Raw genomic sequence first — 20,911 nt, 5'->3', positions numbered from 1 at the left:
CGTCACACCACCGAAGCTGATATCTGGTCGAGACCGAAAAGACGACGAGCGTTCCCGGAGAGAATCTTCTGTTTGGCGCGAGGAGCGATGGGGAGTTCCTCGATGACGCGCGGAGCCTTGTCGATATCTCCGACTTGATGGGGATGATCGCTCCCCAAGAGCAGCCGATCCTCACCGACGAAGGCCAAACCGAGCAAGAGACAGGCCGGATCGAAGAGGACGGTATCCAGGTACATCTCGCGGAAGTAGTCCATGGGATCGCGCTCGAGGCGGCCACGGAGTTCCGGATAAGCCCGGTAGCCGCGCTGGACACGCTCCGCGAGATAGGGAAGGACGCCACCGAGATGCGTCTGAATCAGAATCAGCCGCGGAAAGCGATCCAGCACGCCTGCGAGGACCATGCGCACTGCTGTAAGCGTCGTATCGTAGGCGAAGCCGAGTAGGGCTACCAGGCGATAGTCGGCGAGGTGATCGGCGAAAGGCGGACTGGTCGGATGGATGACTAGGGGGGCACCCAGGGCCTCAGCAGCCTCGTAGATCGGCCAGAACTCAGGAAGGTCGATCGGCCGCCCGTTGACGTTGGAAAACAGCATGGCACCGACGAGTCCGAGCTCGCGGACAGCGCGCTCCAATTCCCGTGCAGCGGCTTCCGATGACTGGAGAGGCAGCGTCGCGAGACAACGAAAACGCTGCGGATAGCGGCGCTGAATCTCCGCGAACTCGTCATTGACGATACGAGCGAGTCGTTCGCCGACTTCCGGTCGCTCCCCATGCACTCCGGGAGTGGTCAACGAAAGGATCGCCATGTCGATCCCGGCACGCTCCATGTCGGCAAGGCGTGCCTCGAGCGAGTGATGAGCCGGAGCGAGAACGTTGTAGTCTCCGGCATAGTGCAACACCATGCGGCCATCAGCGTCTCGTTGCAGCGTCGTAGCCTCGCTCTCGGCTGCGAGCGCATGCAGGTATCCCGCAGGGTAGAAATGGGTGTGGCAGTCGATCCGCACGAGATCCGCTCTCCTCCCACTCTATTCCTCGTCGAGTGCAGGGTAACATCGGTCGGACATGTGGGGAATCCTCGCTTACCGTTGGAGCGTGCTCGGAACGTGCCGACGAATCCGCTGTCGCAGAGCAGCACCTGCTGTGCCCTCCGGTCAGCTCGCGTCGATCGCGGACAAGAGGTGCGGATCATCGCCCTGGTCGTCGGAGGCGATGGACGGCCACGACGACTGCGGTATCACCAGCATCGGGCCAGGGACCGGACCATGTCTCGACCTCGTCGAACCAACCCTTCTGGCCCAGTCGCTCGATGAAGGTGGTGGCTGTCCGTCTCCCCGGCTCTGCTAACCACAGCAAGCCACCTGGCGCGAGCAGGTGCTCGACCAGTCGGAGCAACGGCTCGACATCGCGATCTTCGTACAGGACGTCGGCGGCGAGGATAACCGGGACGCTGCTGGAACCGATCACAGTAGCCAGCTGCTCACTCGGGCAACGCCAGTTCATTCGGAGGAGCTCCGGCACACGCCCGGTATTCCTCGAACAGTTCCAGCGGGTGAGCGCGAGGGCCTCGGCACTGTAGTCGATCGCCACCAGGCGGGCGCCGGCCCAGAGAGCAGCGATCGCGGTGAGACCCAATCCGCAGCCCAGTTCCAAGACGCGCTGCCCGTGAACCGGGTGCGGGTCGAGGAGAAGAGCGTCCGCCAACGCGATTCCGCTGGGCCACAGTTCGGCCCAGTATGGAAGGTGCTCCTCCGGATCGTCCTGGGCCAGGTCGAGCAGCCGATCGAGGTCAGCCGGCTGGACAAGCGTGCAGGAACGCTGGCTGCGCGGCAGGATGACGAGGCGCTCGCGTACTGGCCCATACCGCGCGACGTCCCATCCTGGAACATCGAGAGCGTCCGCCGCGATGTCGGTCCAGTGCCGTTCGTCGGCCATCGTGTCGACCGTCACCGGCGTGCCTCAGCCAGTCGCCCGACGCGGCGCAAAGCGACGACGAATCGCTCGCGACCGACCTTGACCTCCTCGACGTGACCATCCTCCCTCTCGGGTTCACCGGCACGCAGGTCGACGGCGAGCGTCTCGTGCTTGATGGAGTCAGCGAAGCGTTCGACCGCCGCAGCCAATTCGCCCTCGGCGCGGTAGACGATCTCGATCGTCTCGTCGATCTCGAAGCCGGCATTCTTGCGCGCCTCTTGGACGCCGCGAATGAAGTCGCGAGCCAGACCCTCGAGCCGGAGTTCCGGCGTGATCGTGAGATCGACAGCCACGAGCAGGTCGCGATCCTCGAAGGCCGCGAACCCCGGCCGATCGACCGACTCGACCAAGAAGTCGTCGGAACCGAACTCCAGTTCCTCACCATCGAGCGTGAGCGTGACGCTTCGCCCGGCTCGGAGCTGGCGAGCCAACGCATTCTGATCGATTCCGGCCAGTGCCCGCTGGAGGACTGGCAACTTGGGCCCGAGCCGTGGCCCAAGGACCGGCAAGTTCGGCTTCACTCGATAGCTCAAATAGTCTTCGGGCCGATCGGCGAATTCGACCGCCTTGACGTTGAGTTCGTCCATGAACTGGTCGACGAGGCGCTCGATCGCTCGGCGGGCTGCCGGATCGCGTGCTGCGACCACAGCACGGGGCAGCGGTTGGCGCACCTTGATGCTCGCTTTGTTGCGGGCGGCACGACCGAGTTCGACCGCTCGCAGGAGCCAGTTCATATCGGCCACCAACTCGTCATCGAGCTTCGTGAGATCCGCTTCGGGATAGTCGGTCAAATGGACCGATTCGGGTGCCTGTGGGTCGACACGACGGACGAGGTTTTGGTACATCAGCTCAGTGGTGAAAGGAATGAACGGAGCGAGCAGCTTGGTCAAGGTGACCAGAACCTCGTACAGCGTCAGATAGGCAGCTGCCTTGTCCTGGTCGCTTTCTGTCTTCCAGAAGCGGCGTCGGTTGCGACGGATGTACCAGTTGGAGAGATCCTCGACCACGAAGTCCTGCAGGGCCCGCGCAGCGTTCATCGAATCGTAGTCCTGGATCCGCTCGCGGACTGTGGCGATGACCTGCTGGAGACGAGCGAGAATCCAACGGTCGAGCAGGGTGCGCTCGCCGAGCGGCACATCGTGCTGAGCGGGATGGAACCCGTCGAGCCGTGCGTAGTTGGCGAAAAATGCGTACGAGTTCCACAGTGGCAGGAGGAAGGTTCGGCGAACCTCGTCGAGCAAGCGCCAGCCGAAGTTCAAGTTCTGGGCTGGGTTGTGCTTCAGATAGAGCCATCGCATCACGTCGACGCCGGCCCGCTCAGCAGCCTCGTCGAACCAGATGGCGTTCCCCTTGCTCTTGTGCATCTCCTCGCCCTTCTCGTCGCGGAGCAGGGCGAACCCTAGGCAGGTCTTCATCGGAGCTTGGCCGGTCAGGACGGTGCTCTGGGCGAGCAGCGAGTAGAACCAGTTGCGGAACTGGCCGGGGAACGATTCGGTGATGAAATCGACCGGGAACCATTCCTGCCAATACGCACGATCGTGCCGGTAACGCAGGGTGGAGAAGGGAACGATGCCCGCATCCAGCCAGGGGTTACCGACATCGGGAATGCGACTCGCGATGGAGCCACACTGCTCGCAGCGGATCTTGACTGCATCGATCCAGGGGCGATGAGGCGTGTGACCCTCGAAGCGTTCCCAACCCTCGACCGCTCGCTCGCGGAGTTCCTCTTCGCTTCCGATGACGTCGAACCAGCCGCACTCCCCGCACTGCCAAATAGGCAGTGCAAGCCCCCAGTATCGCTTCTTGGAGATCATCCAATCATCCATGTTGCGCAGCCAGTCGAGTTCGCGCTCGAGGCCGAACTCGGGGATCCAGCGAACCTGGCGAGCTGCCTCCATGACCTTTTCCCGCCAGGGGTCGACCGCGATGAACCACTCGTCGACTAAACGGAAAACCAACTCGGTCCCGCACCGCCAGCAGGTGGGGTAGCGGTGGAGATAGGGTTCACGGCGGTAGAGGAGGCCACGCTGCGCGAGATCCTGGGCGATCGTCTCAGCAACGCTGTGCACATGCTTGCCGGTCAACCAATCGAACCCTTCGACGTAATAGCCATCCTCCGTGAGCGGGGCAATGACGGCGAGTCCATGCTCCTTCCCGAGCTGGTAGTCTTCGCGTCCGCAGCCAGGTGCGATGTGGACGAGTCCTGTTCCCTCACTTGGGTCGACTGCATCCCAGGGGATGATCCGGTGCTCGACCTGGGCATTGATCGGAAGATGATCGTAGGGACCGCGGTAACGAAGACCGACGAGGTCGCTTCCTTTCAGGTAGCCCAGGACCTCGTAGGGACCACGCAACGCGTGCCGGGCAGCTTCCTCGGCCAGAATCAGAATCTCATCGTTTTGGCGAACGCGGACATAGGTGAGGTCAGGGTGCACCGCGGTGGCGACATTGGCAGTGAGTGTCCATGGGGTGGTTGTCCAGACGAGCAAGGCTTCTCGCTCGCGTCCCTCGAGCGGGAAGCGCACATAGAGACTGAGATGAGTGATCTCCTTGTACCCCTCGCTCACCTCCATTTCGGAGAGGCCAGTCGCGCAGCGCGGGCACCAGGGCATGACGTCGTATCCGTGATAGATCCAGCCGTTCTGGTGACAGACCTTGAGGAAATGCCAAATGGCGTAGTTATTCTCGTCGGAGAGGGTGTAGTAGGAGTTATCCCAGTCCATGAAGTAGCCGAGACGTTTCGACTGCTCGGTTTGAATTGCCGAGTAGGTAAAGACCCGCTCCTTGCACTTCTCGACGAACCGGTCGATCCCATATGCCTCGATGTCGCGCTTGGAGGTGAACCCGAGTTCTCGTTCGACTTCGACCTCGACCCAAAGTCCTTGACAGTCGAAGCCGTTCTGATAGCGTTGACGGTAACCGAGCATGGTGTAGAATCGTTGGTAAAAGTCTTTGTAGGTTCGCCCCCAAGCGTGGTGGACGCCCATCGGGTTGTTGGCGGTGATGGGCCCGTCCATGAAGGAATAGCGCTTGGAGCTCTGGGCATTGCGCGTGAGATACTTCTGCACGATGCCGTGCTCGTACCACCATCGGAGGACAGCGCGCTCGAGCGCTGGGAAATCGATATCTTTGGTAGGAACAGGCTCGAACATCCTGCGCACCTCCTTGAGTTCTCCTCGATCGACCTGCTCGATCGGAAAACCCCGCCCTCTCCTCTGAGGGCGGGGTTCACCCGCGGTACCACCCCAGTTGGTGCGGGCTGCAGCCGCACCCACTCGGTGCTGCGGTAACGGGCAGCTCCCGGCTACGCCTACTGTGGCGCGATGACGCCAGTTCGGGTAGCAGCTCGAGAAGGATTTTCCGCCGCGTCGTTGCCGCCCGGCTCGCACCGTCCCGGACTCGCTGCTTGGCCGCCGCGACGTACTCGCTTCCGTCTCCGCCTCTCGCCTGCTCGCTTGTCACCGAACAACTACGGTACCATCGCAGCGAGAGAGGCGGCAACCCGGTCAGTCCGCAGCGCCGATCGCACGACTTCGGCGGTGTGCGTTCGAGAGAGGACCGCCCGCGAGCATGTGCGCGCATGGGCTGTGGGGGTACTGGACAGGCTGTGCGCGGGAAGAGACGATGCAGGGGACGAGCGGCTCCCGAGTGCGACAGGAGAACTGACGAGCGGCTCGCTCGACCCCGCGCGCTCGACGAAGGACGAAGGGAGAGGCGAATCGTCGGGCTCTCACCGTAGGGAGGATACGCGGTGACTGAGTCGATCGGATCGCAGCGATCATCCGCCAGAACCTGGATTGCGCTGATCGCAGTCACGACGATCATGGCGACCGCTGCTGGGGGGCGATTTCTGGTCGGTCTGGTCTTTCCGGAACTCCAGCATGACTTGCACATGAGTCATGCTCGTCTCGGCTCGATCGTCTCGTTGAGTGTCCTGATCGTCGGACTCTCCCAACCCTTCGTGGGTTGGTTGGTCGATCGGTTCTCAGCTGGCCTCGTGGCCCTCGTCGGACTGACCACGCTCGGTGCGGGCCTCGTACTCGGTAGCCAGGCTCATGACGCAACCCTTCTCGCTCTCGGCTTAGGTGTATTGGCCGGTCTGGGTCTGGCCACGGTTTCACCGACGTTGCTGACCCCGGTCGTCGCTGCGTGGTTCAGCCGTGGGCGGACAACAGCGTTGTCGATCGTCGCGACCGCGAATCCGATGGGGCAGGCACTCGTCGTACCCGTGCTGGCTGCAGTAGTGGCAGCCTTCGGGTGGCGCAGAGCACTTTTGCTGCTCGGATTGGCGCTCGTCGCGCTCGCGCCGGTGGCGTTCCGCTTGCTCGCTGACCGCTCTCCAAGCCGCTCGCGAGTCGAGAGCAGTCAGGGGTGCGGCGTGATCGACGCATTGCGCTCGTTGGCGTGGTGGCAATTCGCCTTCGGATTCTTCGTCTGTGGTTTCACCATGGGCTGGGTCATGACGTATTTCGTCGACTATGCGACCCGGATCGGGCTCGGGCACACGGTGGCGGCGACGGGGCTCGCGCTCACCGGCTGGGCGAGTATCGCTGGCGCCTTCGCGACGGGCTGGTGGCTCGACCGCAGCAGCACGAGTCTACCCCTGGCGGTCGTCTACGCCTTGCGTGGACTCGGCTTCCTGCTGTTGCTTGTCGTCGGTGCATCCACCGCCGGGGTGCTTTTCTCGGCGCTGGTCATCGGCTTTTCGTGGAGCGCCACGACGCCACTGACCTCCTCGCTCTGCGCAGCGCTGTATGGCCGACGTCGCCTCGGGACAATCTTCGGCTTGCTGTTCGCGGTGATGCCGGTCGGCACAGCGGCGGGGTCGGTGGTCGCTGGGATCCTCTTCGACTGGACTGGCCACTATACGCTCTCACTCGTGCTCGCGGGGGCGTTGGGGTTGGCGGCTGCGGCCGTGGTGTGGCCGGTTCGGGTCATGGCGCGTCCGTGCGCGGCGCGGGACGTTGCTCCGCCGACCGCGGTCCCGATCTATCCTGTCACGGAGTCGCGATGACTGCTTCGGTGCAACGGCCGGTAGCCGCGCGCCGCTGGGAAGTCGATGCGTTGCGCGGCCTCGCCTTTCTGGCGATGGTGATCTATCACGGGGCTTTCGATCTCGCGGCGTTCGGGGGTTGGCCCATCGCGGTGACCAGTGGCGGGTGGCGTCTCTTCGCCGATGGTATCGCCGGCACGTTCTTGTTCGTCGCCGGCATCTCGGTCGTGTTGGCGCGGGAGCGATGGGCGAAGCAACCCGAACGATACTGGCGGCACATCGTGCGGCGGACACTCCACTTGGGCAGCGCAGCGGGACTCGTCACGCTGGTCACCTGGCTGGTGAGCCCGCCCGACGTCGTCCTCTTCGGAATCCTTCATCTTATCCTGCTGTCGAGTCTCCTGGCCTTGCCCTTCCTCCGCTTCGGGGTCTGGAATTTCGGGTTCGCTGGGCTGGCTGCATTCCTCGGATGGCTCGTCTCGCTTCTCCCAGGAAATCCGTGGCTCTTCTGGTTGGGGTTGGTACCAGAAGGGTATCGGTCCTTCGATTTTCGGCCGTTGTTTCCCTGGTTCGGGGTGGTTCTCTTGGGTGTGGGCGTCGCGAGTTGGTGGTATGGTGACGGACAGCGTCGGTGGTCGCTACCGGATTGGAGCGATCGACTCCTGATCCGAGCCCTGCGGTGGCTCGGTCGGCACAGCCTCCTGCTCTACCTGGTTCACCAGCCGCTCTTGATCGCGTTCTTCGTCGCCATCGGTCTGATCGACGTTCGACGCCTGCTCGGATGACAGCGTGGCGGTTCGCGTTCGGGCTGACCAGATGACGCGGAAGAGTGATCCGACATGCCGTCCGATACTGGCGAGAAGCTCTGCATCGGTCTCGGAAAAGCGCCGTCGCTCCGTGCGCGAGACCGCGATCGCCCCGACCGTACCCAGGTTGTCGACGATGGGAGCGGCCAGCACAGCGAAGAGCTTACGGCTGCCCCAGATGACGACGCTCCCGGGCGGTGCTTCCGGAACGACGACCGAGAGCGCGCGCCCTGACTCGATCGCTCGCCAGGCAAGCCCCTGACCACGCGGTATGCGTACGAATTTCGCGCGATCCCGATCGAATCGGGAGTAGACGATACGTAACTTCTCACCATCTTCCTCCGTGGCGAAGAGAACGATATTGTCGGAGGTGAGTACGCCGGACAGTGCGAGATCGATGACCTCGGCGAGTCGCTCGATCGTCGTCAGTCTCTCGACGTGTTCGCCGATGGTGTGCAGGGCTTGCGTCGCGAGCGCACTCGGCGCGGAGAAGGTGTGCGCGGCGAGGGCGACAGCGATCCCATCCGGTCGGTGCCAAGCCCGGAGGAAAGCGTCGACGACGGCAGGGTGGAACTGCGTTCCACGGCAGCGGCGAACTTCGGCCAGAGCCTCGGCCGGAGAGAGCGCCGGACGGTAGGGACGATCGGTCGTCATCGTGTCGAAGGCATCGGCGAGGCCGATGATGGCCGCGCCGAGTGGGATGGCATCGCCGCGTAGGCCATCCGGATACCCTTGCCCGTCCCACCGTTCGTGGTGTGCTCGAACGAGGGAGGCGATACGACGCAACTGTGGGTGCCCAGCGAGCAGTTGCGCACCGACGCCGGGGTGCATGGAGACGATCGACCATTCGGCTGCATCGAGTTTCCCCGCTTTGCGGAGAATCGGGTCGGGAATCGCGATCTTGCCGATGTCGTGGAGCAAGGCGGCGAGTTCGATCTCTTCGATCTCGGGCCGGGGAAGTCCCAGCTCCTGCGCGATGATGCGGGCGATCGTCGCGACGCGACGAGAGTGATGGTACGTGCTCGGGTCCTTGGCGTCGACGGCTGCTGCCATCGCCTCGACTGAGGCACGATACAGTTTTCGCTCATGCTCGGCGGCGAGGACATCCCCGAGAGCGAGCGCGATCACTCAAGCGAGGTTGCGCAAACGCTGCTGCTCGGCCACCGTGAACCGCCTGATGCCGAACCGGCCGAGAACCAAGATCCCACGCGTCTGCCCTCGGGCGACCAGTGGTGCGACCGCCAGCGAGGCAGTTTGACCCGCTGCGGCGACACGGAGCGGATAGTCGAGGAGGGGAATCGTGGAGGAATCGGGCACGATGATCACCTCATCGTGATCGGCCAGATTACCGAGCCAACTGCGCTGGCGCGGGATCGACCAGTCGGCTGGGAGTAACGCAAAATGAGGGCTCGCCGCGAGAGGAACGAAGGCGTGCTGATCATCGTCGAGAAACAGCATGGTCGCGAAGTCACTCGGCAGCAAACTCGGTAAGCGCTGCAACAAGAGCTGTCCAAAGGTGCCGAGATCCGAGGAAAGGCTCAGCTCCCGTGCCAGCGAGGCGATCGCATCCTGCTCGCGACTGGCAACCCATCGGCCGAGCGCATGGGCGAGCCGCGTTCGCAGTTCGCGAAGCAGGACGGTCTCGAGCGGATGAGTGACCGTCCTGACCGGACGGCTGAGGAGCAGGCAACCGAGCGGCACGTCGTGCGCGACGAGCGAGACGAGCGTGAGGCGCGCGCTGGAGGCCAGGAGCGCTGCAAAAGACGGCTGGAATGGGGCCGGTACGATCCTCGCATCGGTCAGTTCCAGCGTTCCTTGCGCACTGGACCGGGCGAGCCAATCGAAGAAAGCAGGATCATGGAGCGGAGTGAGGTCGATCGCCGGTCCTTCGCCGTCATGCTCGGATGAGGCGCTCATCGGCGATTCATCGAGCGGTAGGCGGAGTACGAGCGCAGCCGAACCACCCAGCGTTTGCGCGAGCCGGGTCACGAGCGGTCGGGCGAAGGAGCGCGGATCGGGATTTTGCAACAGCAGGTCCCCCACATCAGCTAGGAACCGCTGGAGCTCGACGTTCTGGAGAATGACCTGGCGCTGGTGAACGACAGTCAGGCCGGTCGCCAGTTCCTGCGCCAGGATGCTGACCAGTTCCACTTCCAATGGCGAGAACGGTGCGACCGCTGTGCGCCCGATGCCGAGAACAGCCTTGGTCGATCCATCGTGCCGGAGCGGGACGAGGAGCAATGTCCGCAAAGGGAAAGGTCGTTCGGGGAGATGATAGGTACGAGGATCTTCCCAGGTATCGGTTATATGCAACAGGTGACCGGTCCGAAAGGCGTGACCAGCCAAACTGCGGTCGATCGGGATGCGGTGGCCAATTCGCGCCTCGGGTATCGGTCCGCTCCCCCAGGAGATGCGGAGCAGATTTGGGGCCGAGTCGTCCGGCTCGAGGAAAATCAGAGCGTCGTAGCGGAGGAAATGGCGGAAGAGTCGCTCGAGTTCCCCGAGGAGTTCGTAAATCGAATCTGCCACCACCACCTGGCGCGAGAGCTGGAGCAAGGCCCGAAGCTCGTCGAGTGAACGCTCGAGTTGCCGTCGTGTCGCCAGGCGGGTGAGCGCAGCGCCGACGTGCATCATGAGAAGGCGGAGAGCGGGAAGGTGCCGGGAAAGGTCGGCAGGCAGCCGTCCCTCGTCGTTCCAGGCGAGGAGGCGGACGAGCGGCCGCTCATCCTCGCGGTAGGTAGCGATCAAGAGTTCGCGCACAGAAGATGGAAGAAAGGCGAGTTCGGTCCCGAGCAGGTCGTGGGCATCTTCGCGCGAGAGGATCGTTGCCGTCGCTCTGTCCGTCCTCGTCGGGAGGGAGGCAAGACGCTCGGAAAGGAGCGCGTTCACATGGCTCGGTGCTGAGCCGAATGCGGACGCGTATGCAGCGCCTGTATCAGCGTTGAGCCAGAGCAGCCCCGACCAGGTCCCGGCTCTTCGTTCGATCCAGTTGACGAGGGTCTCGGCGACCTCATCGAGATCGGCCAGCTGGTCGAGCTTCTGGTCGATGATGAGAATTTCCTCGAGGTCGGTGCGGAGCATCGCTTCGCGCTGGTACAGACGACTCGCGTAGGCGACCAGCGTCGCGAGCTGGCACCATCGTTGGGCAGTGCGGATCTCCTGGCGACTGTACGGGCGGGGGGAGCGGTGTCGCCAGAGGTAGGCAGCGCCGACCAGTTCGTTCTCCCAAAGCAAGGGGAGGACGAGGCCGACGAGCGCGCCGCGATCAGCCAGCGCCCGCAAACTGGGGTTGGCTGGGGGAAAGCGCTGCCAGTGGCGCGGTTGGTGCAGATGGAGCGGGCGGCGGTGACGCGCGAGCCAGCGCTCGGCGGGTACCGCGCTGGGTGGCAGACGCCGCACGCCGACCGGAGCGAGCGATTCCGAAGGCTGTACTCCCTCGACGATGCCGAGTTCGACGGCTGTGAGTTGCTCGTCGAAGACGAAAAAGCCGCCGAGATCAGCCTGCACGACGGCGACCAGTGTTCGCAGCACCTGTCGCAGGAGCGCATCGATGCGACTGGAACTGGTTTCGTACACGCCTGGTTGTCCCCGAGATGGGCAGTTTCTTTTCAACGGCGGAAACTGGACTTGCACCCGCCCAGTGTGAAAGTATACAGTGACAAGTATCTGGAGGATGCCAACTCGTTTACATACCTCGGTGGTCTGCTCGAAGGCGGACGATGGTCCTGGTACTACCCGTACCGGGTGGTGATGTTGCGAGAGAGTGCGCCACGCCGTGTCCGGTTTTGCTACAGTGCGGACGGATGAGCAGCCGTTACCAGTCTACTGGAGTCACGCGATTCGGTGGGAGCGTGAGGAGCGAGGTGGAGCGGTGGATGGGCAGTTCGAGCACGTCATACAGTTGTTGACCCGGTTCATCGAGCGAGGAGAGTTCGATGGTGCAGGACTCGCGGTCGTCAGCGGAGGACAGTTGGCGCTGGAATGGTATGGAGGGGAAGCAGCACCGGGGCTGCCGGCTGGACCGCGCGTGCTGTGGCCCCTGGCATCGGTGAGCAAGGTCTACACGGCTGCAACCGTGCTGGCTCTCGTCGAGCGTGGATTCCTCAGTCTGGACTCGAAAGTAGCGAGTTTCCTACCGGAGTTCGACAGCGAGGATCGGCGAGCGATCACGGTGCGGCACCTTCTTACCCATACGTCGGGTTTGCCGTACGAACCGTTGGATATGGAGTCGTTGTTACGGCAAGCGTTGCCCCTCGACGAGTTGATCGAGGCAGCGTTCACTGAGCCGCTCGTTTTCCCGCCCGGTAGCCAGATCGGCTACAGCGACCTCGGGTACGCGGTTCTCGGGGTATTGGCGGAGCGGGTGACGGGACAGGATTTTCCTGAGCTCGTACGGGTGTCCGTGTTGGAGCCGGCCGGACTGAAGGACACGTTTTTCCCGTTGCGGGGAATGAGCGAGGTCGGACGGATCGCTCGCGTCGTCGGCATGTTGGGAGAGGGAACCCGCTGGGCGATGTACGGGCCAGAGTACGGACTTCGCCTGGCACATCCCGCTTGGGGAGTGATGGCGAGCTTACCCGATCTCGTGCGCTTCTTCCTTTTCTTCACGCCGCATGCGCCGGGCCGACTCTTGGCGCGGGCAACGGTCGCGGCGATGACGAGGCGGCAAACAGCGGAATCGCTCGGGTTGCCAGGCTGGGGGCTCGGATTCGAGGTGGGTGGGGGCTATTTCGGCGAAGTCGACCTCTTCTCGCCGGCTGCATTCGGGCATACCGGAGCGACCGGCTGTGCGGTCTGGTACGATCCGGCGTACGATCTCCTCGTCGCTTTCGTGTCGAATCGGCATCTCAATACGGGGCGGGAGCGGTTCATCCTGCGTGTGGCTGCGGTGTTGAACGGCGTCGTAGCTGCCGTGACGTGACAGGGAAGAGCGTGTTATAATGGGCGTGCCGTGACGGCAAACGCCGGCGCGGACTTTTTTGTGTCGGACAGTCCCGAGTGGGGAGCTGAGCCGTGCCGAAGAGAACATACCAGCCGAAGCGCCTGCGGCGAAAGCGCGTGCATGGCTTCCTGGCTCGCATGAGTACGCGCGGTGGCCGAGCGGTCTTGAAGCGGCGGCGCCTCAAAGGGCGTTGGAAGCTGACGGTTTCCGACGAGAAGAAGATCACACCGAGCAAGCGTTAGATCTTCCGTGATCGCGCGGCGGTATCGGCTCCGCCGATCCAGCGAGTTCGAACGGGTCCGGCGCCGGGGCCGATCGGTCAGCAACCGGCTGCTCGTCGTGAGCTTCGCTGCCAACCAACTGGGAGAGAACCGCTACGGGTTCGCGATCGGGCGGCGGGTCGGAAAAGCCGTGCGCCGCAACAAGGTGAAACGCTGGCTGCGGGAGGCTGTTCGTCGCCTGCATCCGCGGCTGCGCCAGGGGTACGATATCGTGTTCGTCGCCCGTGGGGCTCTCGCGGATCCAGCGATGACGTATCATCGAGTCGTCGCGGCGGTCGAGGAACTTCTCGACCGCGCTGGGCTCGTGAGCGCTGAAAGCACTGAGCCAGACTCGGAACGCGAACACGGTGTGGGATGACGAAGCTGGCTTTGCTGCTGATCCGCTTCTACCAACGGTTCATTTCACCGGGATTGCCACCGGCCTGCCGATTCTACCCGACCTGTTCGGAGTACGGCTACGAGGCGATCTCTCGCTACGGTATCATCAAGGGAGGCGTGTTGACGGTGCGGCGTCTGCTCCGCTGTCATCCTTTCCACCCAGGCGGGTACGATCCCGTGCCGTGACGGATTCACTGCACGAGAAGGCCTGAGACGTCCAGGAGGTCGACTTGATCATTTGGGATCAGTTCGTCTATGCCATCGAGTGGGGACTGGCCCGCACTGCCGAGGTGACGGGTAGCGCTGGACTGGCGATCATCCTCTTCACGATTCTCATCAAGACACTTCTGTTGCCTCTTACCATCAAATCGGTGCGGTCTACCAAGGCGATGCAGGAACTGCAGCCGAAGATTCGGGAACTGCAGAAGAAATACGGCCAGGATCGTCAGCGTCTCTCGGCAGAGATGATGAAGCTGTACCAGGAGCATGGGATCAATCCGATGTCGGGATGTCTCCCGATGCTCCTCCAGATACCTGTCTTCTTCGGCCTGTACTTCGCGATCCGCAATCTGTCGCTCAGCCAGGTTGGGGCCTGGGCGCACGGTTTCCTCTGGATTCCGGATCTTGCGAAACCGGATCCTCTGCACATCTTGCCGATTTTGGCTGGTCTTTTCCAGTTCATCCAGACTCGGATGACGCGTCCAGCCGGTGTGCGGCGGTTCGAGGATCCGCAGCAGCAAATGATGTACTCGATGATGCTCTTCATGCCGTTGATGGTCGTTCTGTTCGGCTGGAACTTTGCAGCCGGCCCCGTTCTGTATTGGGTCGTCTCGGCAGTCTACAGCGTGGTGCAGCAGTGGTTGATCACTGGGTGGGGTGCGATGCGCGATTGGCTGCCGTTCCTGCCCGAGTTGCCGGAGCACCGGCGGTTGGGGTATGTCGACCCCAAAAAGCGAGCGAACAGCACGAATGCCAAGCGAGGCGGGTTGTGGGCGCGGTTCCTCGAACATGCGCAAGCACAGTCCCAGATCTCGGTGTCCGAGACGGCCGTCGAGTCGAGTCGCACCGAGCGTGCGGCGGCTGACGCCTCGCCTGCTTCCCAGCCTCCGGTCGATCCCGCATCGCTCGTGCCGCGTCGCTCGCGACCGCGGAACAAGCGGCAGTCTTGACCGCGCCGCTCCTTCACCCGGGTGTGATGGGGCAGGAGCGAGATGATGACAGAAAAGCGAGCTGTCGAGATCCAGGCTCGATCAGTCGATGAGGCAGTCCGACTCGCCCTGGAGCAGTTGGGTCTCCCACGCGAGCGAGTGCATGTCGAGGTCCTGGTGGACAACGTGCCCTATGGTGGTGAGGCTTTGGTGCGGGTCACACCGCTCGGGAGCGGCGAAGTACCACGCGGACCGGTGCGACGGCCGGATCCTCAGACGGAAGCGATCGTCAAGCAAGTCGTACGCGAGTTGCTTCAGGCTATGGGATTTTCGTGCACCGTTCTCGCTGTGGACAATCCGTCGATCATCGAGCTCGGTCCGGATGATCCACCGACGGTGTTCATCGATATCCATGGTCCCCATGCTGGCATGTTGATCGGGAAGCGGGGAGAACATTTAGCTCAGTTTCAGTACCTGGTGAACGTGCTGGTGAATCGCCGGCTACCGTCGTGGACTCGCGTCATCATCGACGTGGAGGGGTACCGGAGTCGGCGAGAAGAATCATTGATCGCGCTCGCCCACCGCGTCGCCCGCCAGGTGGCTCGCACCAGGCAGCCGGTAACGCTGGAACCGATGCCAGCCAACGAACGTCGGGTCATCCATGTTGCCCTTCGTGACAATCCGGACGTCGAGACGCGCAGCAGCGGTGAAGGGGAAGAGCGCCGCGTCACTGTCTACCCGCGTCGCTGAGGCGCGTCCTGCTGTCTTTCGAAAGGATGCCCTCTTTTGGGTGTGCAGCGCGCCCCTCACTATCTCGCCATCGGCCATGTGACGGTCGACCTCGATCCGGACAACGGTGCACCGCGGCTCGGTGGTACGGCCCTCTATGCAGCGTTGACGGCCGCTCGTTTCGGGATGGACGCTGCCATCCTGACGCGCGGAAACTACGAGACGTTCGGTGCGGACATCCGAGAGGCGCTGGCGAGGTACTCGCGTGAGGTGGCGATGATCGTGCAAGAGGCGTCTGCGCCGACCGTCTTCACCAATCGCACCGTGGCGGGTCGTCGCGAGCAGGTTGTCCACTCGTGGGCGGGTGCGATCGATTTGAGTGGGCTACCACCGGCCTGGCGCTCTGCACCGATCATTCATCTGGCGCCGGTGGCTCAGGAAATCGACCCTCGGCAAGCGAGCCGGCTCAACCCCGAATTTCTCGGGGCGACGCCACAGGGTTGGATGCGAAAGTGGCCGCGAGGCGGTGGACGAGTCCGATTGATCCCGTTGCGACTCCCCCTGGAAGTGACCACGCGTTTGGACGGACTCGTTCTCAGCACACTCGAGCATACGCTCGCGCGTGACGAGATCGAAGCCGTCGCACAACGCGGCGTGGTGGCGATCACACGAGGACCCGATGGGGCGACCGTGATCGATCGAGGCCGGACGTACGATATCCCCGCTTTTTCGGTGCCGGTGCGCGACGACGTCGGGGCGGGTGACGTGTTCGCTGCCGTCCTGTTTCTGTTGCGGGCGCAGCACGAAGGAACCTCGTGGGCAGCCAAGATGGCTGCTGCGGCGGCAGCGCTGCGCATTCGCGGCATCGGACCGGATGCGGTTCCCACCCGCGAAGAGGTCGAGCGCTTTCTGGATCGACTCGGTGAGCGACGGCGGTGAGTCTGCTGCTCAAGTGGACTGGGCGATCGCGGCGACGAGTGCCCCGGTCAGGCGGACGATCTCCTCAGGGCTGATCTCCAGCATGGTCCGCTCGTCACCGCCACCGCCGTAGACGAGCGGCTCGGCGAGAACCGCGGAATCGACCAGGACACGGAGGGGAATCGAGTGCCCGACTGGTGGTGTCGCACCAGCCGGATAGCCGGTCACCGCCAGGACCTGCCTGGCTGGCGCGAGCTTCAAGGGAGTACCACCGCAGGCAGCCCGCAGTCGCGCGGGATCGACTCGCTGATCACCGCGAACGATCGCGAGAACGCATGTCCCATCCTCTGCGCAGAAGAGCAACGACTTGATGATCTGACGGGGGGAAACACCCAGCGCGCGAGCCGCTTCCTCCACTGTTCGCGTCGGCTGTTCAGCAGGAAGAAGGCGTGCTCGCGCTGCTCGGCGGGACAAAAATGCGGCGAGGTCTTCTGGGGTGCGGGTAGACATGAAAGGCCAACCTTTACTGGACCTCGATGATCCGCGCCATGAGTGTGCCGTTCGGCGTCTCGATCGGCACGATCTCCCCAGCGCGGTGACCGAGCAAAGCACGACCGACCGGTGATTCGTTGGAAATCCGTCCAGCTGAGGGCTTCGCTTCGATCGCGCCGACGATGGTGTACGTCTCGATTTCACCATCGATCTCGATGGTGACCGTCGAGCCGACCCGGACGACCGAGCGGTCACCGTCGGTTGGTTGCTCGATCAGCTCGACACGCTTGAGGAGTTCCTCGATCTCGCGAATTCGCCCCTCGATGAATGCCTGGTCATGCTTGGCAGCGTCGTAGGCCGCGTTTTCGCGAATGTCACCATGTTCGCGTGCTTCTTGGATGACGCGTGCGATCTCCGGTCGCCGGTGCTTCACCAAATACTCGTACTCCTGACGGAGCGCCTCCAGCCCCTCTCGCGTGATCGGGATTCGTTCGCGTGCCATGCTCGTTCGACCTCCTAGCGGACTCGTTCTCTGGCGACTCGATGAGCGACCCTTACCGTATCGGACGCGAACGGTAATGATAGCGTCGTCTCGTCGGGTTGGCCAATGCAGTGGCCTAGCCGGTTCATCCGCAATCGCTCGGTCAACGACGAGACGCTCCGTTCTCTTCCCAAGATTATCGGCGTCTGCGCGGCTTCGTCCCCGACTATGCTGTGGTCGGCTGTGGGGGAACACTGCACTGTGCACTGGACACTGGGCGCTCGACTCGGGAACAATGGTGAGGGTTCGCACTGGAGGCGAGGAGGGCAACACGATGCAAGTCGAGACCTGGAACGCCGCGGAGCTGGTGGCCAAGGATATCGCACACCATCTTCACCCGTTGACCAATCTGTACCAGCTCCGGCGGGAGGGACCGCTCGTCCTCGTTCGTGGAGAGGGGGTTTGGGTCTGGGATGCTGAGGGGAAGCGTTACCTCGATGGATTCGCGGGATTGTGGAACGTGAACATCGGGCACGGTCGGCGCGAGTTGGCTGAAGCGGCTCGCGAGCAGATGGAGCGGGTCGCCTTCGTGCCGACATTCTTCGGACTAGCTAGTCCGCCGACGATCGAGCTGGCGGCGCGCTTGGCCGAGCTCTTTCCTGGACCACTCGATCATTTCCAGTTCACGTCGGGCGGTGCCGAGTCGAACGAGACGGCGATCAAGATCGCCCGGTATTACTGGTGGCTCAAGGGACAGCCTGAAAGGGTGAAGATTTTGTCGCGTCGGATGGCCTATCACGGCATCGCCATGGGAGCATTGTCGGCGACCGGCGTGCCCGCGTACTGGGAAGGGTTCGGACCGCGCCCACCGGGGTTCATCCACCTCACCGCACCGTACAAGTACCGTTTCGGGGAAGGGCTCACCGACGAGGAGTTCGTCGCTCGGTTGGTCCAGGAACTGGAAGAAACGATCGAGCGAGAGGGATCGGAGACGATCGCGGCTTTCATCGGTGAGCCGGTTCAAGGTGCAGGCGGTGTCGTCGTTCCACCTGACGGCTACTGGCCGGCCATCGCTGCAGTGTTGCGCAAGTACGGAATTCTCCTGATATTGGACGAGGTGATTACCGGGTTCGGGCGGACTGGCACGCTGTTCGGTATGCAGCAATATGGGGTCCAGCCGGATATCGTGACGTTCGCCAAGGGAATCACTTCCGGTTATGTGCCGCTGGGTGGCGTCGGCGTCAGCGATGAGATCGCTGAAACCTTAGCGAGTGCTGACCGTGTCTTCATGCACGGGTTCACCTACTCTGGGCATCCGGTCGCGTGCGCGGTCGCGCTGCGCAATCTCGACATTCTTCTGGCGGAAAGACTGTGGGAGAACGCCGCGGCGTCCGGTGCATACCTGCTCCAGGAACTCAAGCGGCTGGAGGAGCGACCGTACGTCGGTGAGGTTCGCGGCAAGGGTCTCATGCTGCTCGTCGAGGTCGTTCGGGACAAAGCGAGCAAGGAAAAGTTCCCGCCCGAGTTCAAACTGGGGCCGAAGCTGGAGGCGGCGACGCGCCGTCGCGGCATCATCGTGCGCTGCACGCCGGACGGTATCGTGATGGCACCGCCGCTGACCATTTCGCGAGCCGAATGTGACGTCCTCATCGAAGGAGTCGCGGCAGCCCTGAGCGATGTGCTCGACTGACGACAGCTGAGGCTTCGAGTTCTGCTGACTCTGCTCGACCCCGGGCCGGCGGAAGGCCGTGACGGCTTTGCTACCCTGGTTCACGATTGCGGCGGTACCTTGCGTCGGGCTGTTCTGGCTCGCCAGTGATGCGTCGTTCCGATGAGGGAGGATGACTATCGACAGTTGGGCGAACGACGGCTCGCCGGAGCGCGCTTCCCAGCGGGGGCAGGGGCATCGATTGTGTCGAGTACGAGGGGGTGCACGGCTTCGATCCGCTGCACGCATTGCTGAACGTCGGCACGATCGACTGGCGCGGAGGGTATGCCAGCCAGAGCAGTCCCGGTCGCGAGCATCATTGCTCGTTCGACGCGCACAAGGAGGTCAGCGATGGCCGAACTGACCCACCTCGACGAACGCGGCCAGGCCCGAATGGTGGACGTGGCGGAGAAGCCGGAGACGCACCGTGTTGCCGTGGCGCGGGGCCGCGTCTCGCTGCGTCCGGAAACGCTTCAGCTCGTCCGGGAGGGACGGGCCGCTAAGGGTGACGTGCTCGCTGTCGCTCGAGTGGCCGGCATCATGGCGGCCAAGCGCACTGCTGAGTTGATTCCGCTCTGTCATCCGCTTCCGTTGACGAAGGTCGAAGTAGACGTGCGGACGAACGAGCAGGACACGTGCCTGGAGATCGAGGCGCGAGTCGAAACCGTGAGTCGAACCGGCGTCGAGATGGAGGCCCTGACCGCGGTTGCCGTGGCAGCGCTGACGGTCTACGACATGCTGAAGGCGGTCGACCGGGGTATGACGATCGACCGTATCCAGCTGATCGAGAAGGCTGGGGGACGGAGCGGGACCTGGCGGCGCGAGGACGACGAGGCTCGTCACGCGCGCTGAGCGAGAGCGGGGATCGGGCTCTCCTGCTCGGTTCGCACGACTTCCTCGGCGATGCCACCACCGACGACTCGGTCGCCGACATAGAGGACGACCGACTGGCCTGGCGCGAGCGGTGGTGCAGGCTCATCGAAGATGACCCAGTCTCCCTCGATACGTGCAGGAATGCGCGGCCCCTGATAGCGCAAGCGCGCGTCAGCGGTCAGCACTGGATCGTGCCAGACCGGATCGGCAAGGCGAACGGCTCGGGTCAGGATACGCTCGCGCGGAGCGACGCGAACCACCGCGGTTGCAGGATCGATCTCGGCGACATAACGTCGTTCCGGCGTGGGACGTGCCCACTCGAGCCCCCGCCGCTGGCCGATCGTGACGAACGCGATTCCCGGATGGGTACCGACGACCTCATCCCGCTCGTCGAGGAGCGGGCCGGGCCGGCTGGTTTCCGGTCGTCGCTGGGAAACGAGGCGGCCAATCCCTCCATACGTCTTGGCGAAGCAGAGATCGACCGAGGACGGCTTCCGGGCGACGAACAGTCCGGCCTCCTGGGCAATGGCGCGGACGGTCGGCTTGTCGTACTCGCCGAGCGGGAACAGCAACCGTTCTAGTTGGTCGGCGGTCAAACGGTACAGGACGTATGACTGGTCGCGCTGGGCATCGCGAGCCTCGGCCAGACGCCAGCCGCCCGGCGTCGCGACCTTGCGCACGTAATGGCCGGTGGCGACGAACCTGATACCGAGCGCTTCGGCCAACTCGAGCAGTGCGGGAATGCGGACACGATGGTTGCAGAAGACGCACGGATTGGGGGTTCGAGCCCGAGCGTACTCTTCGACGGTCGGTGCGACGACCTCCTGTTCGAATTCCGGTCGCAGATCACGGACGAAGAAGGGAATGCCGATTTGGGCTGCCACAGCTCGGGCGTCGGCAGCCGCGACATCGCCGCAGCACACACCGTCGAGACCAGGCGCAGCGTCGAAGAGACGCAAATGGATCCCGACCGGCTCCCAGCCGGCCTGCTTCAGTAAGTAGGCTGTCACCGCACTGTCGACGCCCCCCGAGAGGGCAACGAGTACTCGCTCGGCCATCGTCGTTCCGACACCACTCATGCGTCACATAACCTCAAAATTATAGCATGGCAACTCGCTCGCGCGCCATTGTCCGATCGAAAATGGTACGTCACGATGTCAGCCGATAGTTGGACCGCACACGGAAGATGGT

18 protein-coding genes and 1 pseudogene are annotated in these 20,911 nt (G+C 63.4%); 11 read left to right on the top strand and 8 right to left on the bottom strand.

The genetic code is table 11. From position 1 onward, the window contains the following. Window positions 1–2: 2 nt before the first annotated feature. The 3 genes from TRD_RS05080 to ileS form a co-directional block, all read right to left on the bottom strand. Window positions 3–1,004, bottom strand: coding sequence for an amidohydrolase family protein (locus tag TRD_RS05080; protein ID WP_015922048.1), 1,002 nt, complete (start codon window positions 1,002–1,004; stop codon window positions 3–5). A 181-nt stretch (window positions 1,005–1,185) separates the two neighbouring features. Beyond that, window positions 1,186–1,932 carry a class I SAM-dependent methyltransferase gene (locus TRD_RS05075; protein ID WP_143714634.1) on the bottom strand — a complete coding sequence of 249 codons (747 nt, stop codon included), beginning with the start codon at window positions 1,930–1,932 and terminating at the stop codon, window positions 1,186–1,188. Window positions 1,933–1,943: 11 nt separating this feature from the next. Next, on the bottom strand, window positions 1,944–5,123 hold the full coding sequence (gene ileS, locus TRD_RS05070; protein ID WP_015922046.1) for an isoleucine--tRNA ligase: 3,180 nt from the start codon (window positions 5,121–5,123) through the stop codon (window positions 1,944–1,946). Between the two features lie 599 nt (window positions 5,124–5,722). Here ileS and TRD_RS05065 point away from each other — a divergent pair. Both TRD_RS05065 and TRD_RS15080 read left to right on the top strand, forming a co-directional pair. Continuing rightward, window positions 5,723–6,985 carry an MFS transporter gene (locus tag TRD_RS05065; protein ID WP_015922045.1) on the top strand — a complete coding sequence of 421 codons (1,263 nt, stop codon included), beginning with the start codon at window positions 5,723–5,725 and terminating at the stop codon, window positions 6,983–6,985. Beyond that, on the top strand, window positions 6,982–7,749 hold the full coding sequence (locus TRD_RS15080) for a heparan-alpha-glucosaminide N-acetyltransferase (protein ID WP_041435986.1): 768 nt from the start codon (window positions 6,982–6,984) through the stop codon (window positions 7,747–7,749). The genes TRD_RS05065 and TRD_RS15080 overlap by 4 nt, the downstream gene beginning before the upstream one ends. 57 nt (window positions 7,750–7,806) lie before the next feature. On the opposite strand, the pseudogene TRD_RS13560 reads toward TRD_RS15080, so the two are convergent. Further along, a pseudogene (locus TRD_RS13560) lies at window positions 7,807–8,823 on the bottom strand (HD domain-containing phosphohydrolase); the annotation flags it as partial. A 75-nt stretch (window positions 8,824–8,898) separates the two neighbouring features. Next, complete coding sequence (locus tag TRD_RS05050; RefSeq protein WP_015922043.1) at window positions 8,899–11,346, bottom strand: GAF domain-containing protein; 2,448 nt, start codon at window positions 11,344–11,346, stop codon at window positions 8,899–8,901. A gap of 295 nt (window positions 11,347–11,641) precedes the next feature. Here TRD_RS05050 and TRD_RS05045 point away from each other — a divergent pair, with 295 nt between their 5' ends. The 7 genes from TRD_RS05045 (at window position 11,642) to TRD_RS05015 (ending at window position 16,187) form a co-directional block, all read left to right on the top strand. Next, a complete protein-coding gene (locus tag TRD_RS05045) occupies window positions 11,642–12,691 on the top strand; it encodes a serine hydrolase domain-containing protein (protein ID WP_169302283.1) in 1,050 nt (349 codons plus the stop codon). A 92-nt stretch (window positions 12,692–12,783) separates the two neighbouring features. Continuing rightward, window positions 12,784–12,954, top strand: a complete 171-nt coding sequence (gene rpmH / locus TRD_RS05040) for a 50S ribosomal protein L34 (RefSeq protein ID WP_015922041.1) — start codon at window positions 12,784–12,786, stop codon at window positions 12,952–12,954. Window positions 12,955–12,961: 7 nt separating this feature from the next. Further along, window positions 12,962–13,351 carry a ribonuclease P protein component gene (gene rnpA / locus TRD_RS05035; RefSeq protein ID WP_015922040.1) on the top strand — a complete coding sequence of 130 codons (390 nt, stop codon included), beginning with the start codon at window positions 12,962–12,964 and terminating at the stop codon, window positions 13,349–13,351. After that, window positions 13,348–13,557, top strand: a complete 210-nt coding sequence (gene yidD, locus TRD_RS05030; protein ID WP_015922039.1) for a membrane protein insertion efficiency factor YidD — start codon at window positions 13,348–13,350, stop codon at window positions 13,555–13,557. The genes rnpA and yidD overlap by 4 nt, the downstream gene beginning before the upstream one ends. Before the next feature lie 44 nt (window positions 13,558–13,601). Continuing rightward, entirely contained in the window at window positions 13,602–14,540 is a 939-nt protein-coding gene (locus TRD_RS05025) for a YidC/Oxa1 family membrane protein insertase (protein ID WP_015922038.1), read from the top strand. Between the two features lie 42 nt (window positions 14,541–14,582). Beyond that, on the top strand, window positions 14,583–15,269 hold the full coding sequence (gene jag, locus TRD_RS05020; protein ID WP_015922037.1) for an RNA-binding cell elongation regulator Jag/EloR: 687 nt from the start codon (window positions 14,583–14,585) through the stop codon (window positions 15,267–15,269). Between the two features lie 42 nt (window positions 15,270–15,311). Continuing rightward, on the top strand, window positions 15,312–16,187 hold the full coding sequence (locus tag TRD_RS05015) for a PfkB family carbohydrate kinase (RefSeq protein WP_226980731.1): 876 nt from the start codon (window positions 15,312–15,314) through the stop codon (window positions 16,185–16,187). 9 nt (window positions 16,188–16,196) lie between these two features. Here TRD_RS05015 and TRD_RS05010 read toward each other — a convergent pair whose 3' ends face one another. Beyond that, complete coding sequence (locus TRD_RS05010; protein WP_015922035.1) at window positions 16,197–16,676, bottom strand: aminoacyl-tRNA deacylase; 480 nt, start codon at window positions 16,674–16,676, stop codon at window positions 16,197–16,199. Window positions 16,677–16,689: 13 nt separating this feature from the next. Continuing rightward, window positions 16,690–17,160: a transcription elongation factor GreA gene (gene greA, locus TRD_RS05005; RefSeq protein WP_015922034.1), complete on the bottom strand. Its 471-nt coding sequence runs from the start codon at window positions 17,158–17,160 to the stop codon at window positions 16,690–16,692. A gap of 313 nt (window positions 17,161–17,473) precedes the next feature. Here greA and TRD_RS05000 point away from each other — a divergent pair, with 313 nt between their 5' ends. Further along, a complete protein-coding gene (locus TRD_RS05000) occupies window positions 17,474–18,829 on the top strand; it encodes an aminotransferase family protein (protein ID WP_015922033.1) in 1,356 nt (451 codons plus the stop codon). Between the two features lie 369 nt (window positions 18,830–19,198). Continuing rightward, window positions 19,199–19,699 (top strand): cyclic pyranopterin monophosphate synthase MoaC, encoded by a 501-nt coding sequence (gene moaC, locus TRD_RS04990; protein ID WP_015922032.1) that lies wholly within the window; start codon window positions 19,199–19,201, stop codon window positions 19,697–19,699. On the opposite strand, the gene mnmA is transcribed toward moaC, so the two are convergent. Continuing rightward, window positions 19,687–20,799, bottom strand: a complete 1,113-nt coding sequence (gene mnmA / locus TRD_RS04985; protein WP_015922031.1) for a tRNA 2-thiouridine(34) synthase MnmA — start codon at window positions 20,797–20,799, stop codon at window positions 19,687–19,689. The two genes, moaC and mnmA, sit on opposite strands and share 13 nt — an antisense overlap. Window positions 20,800–20,911: the final 112 nt, after the last annotated feature.

Source organism: Thermomicrobium roseum DSM 5159 (assembly GCF_000021685.1).
In the GTDB taxonomy this organism is placed as follows: Bacteria; Chloroflexota; Chloroflexia; order Thermomicrobiales; family Thermomicrobiaceae; genus Thermomicrobium; species Thermomicrobium roseum.
Note: the sequence above shows the minus strand (reverse complement) of the source record. Positions and strands in the feature narration are given on the sequence as shown.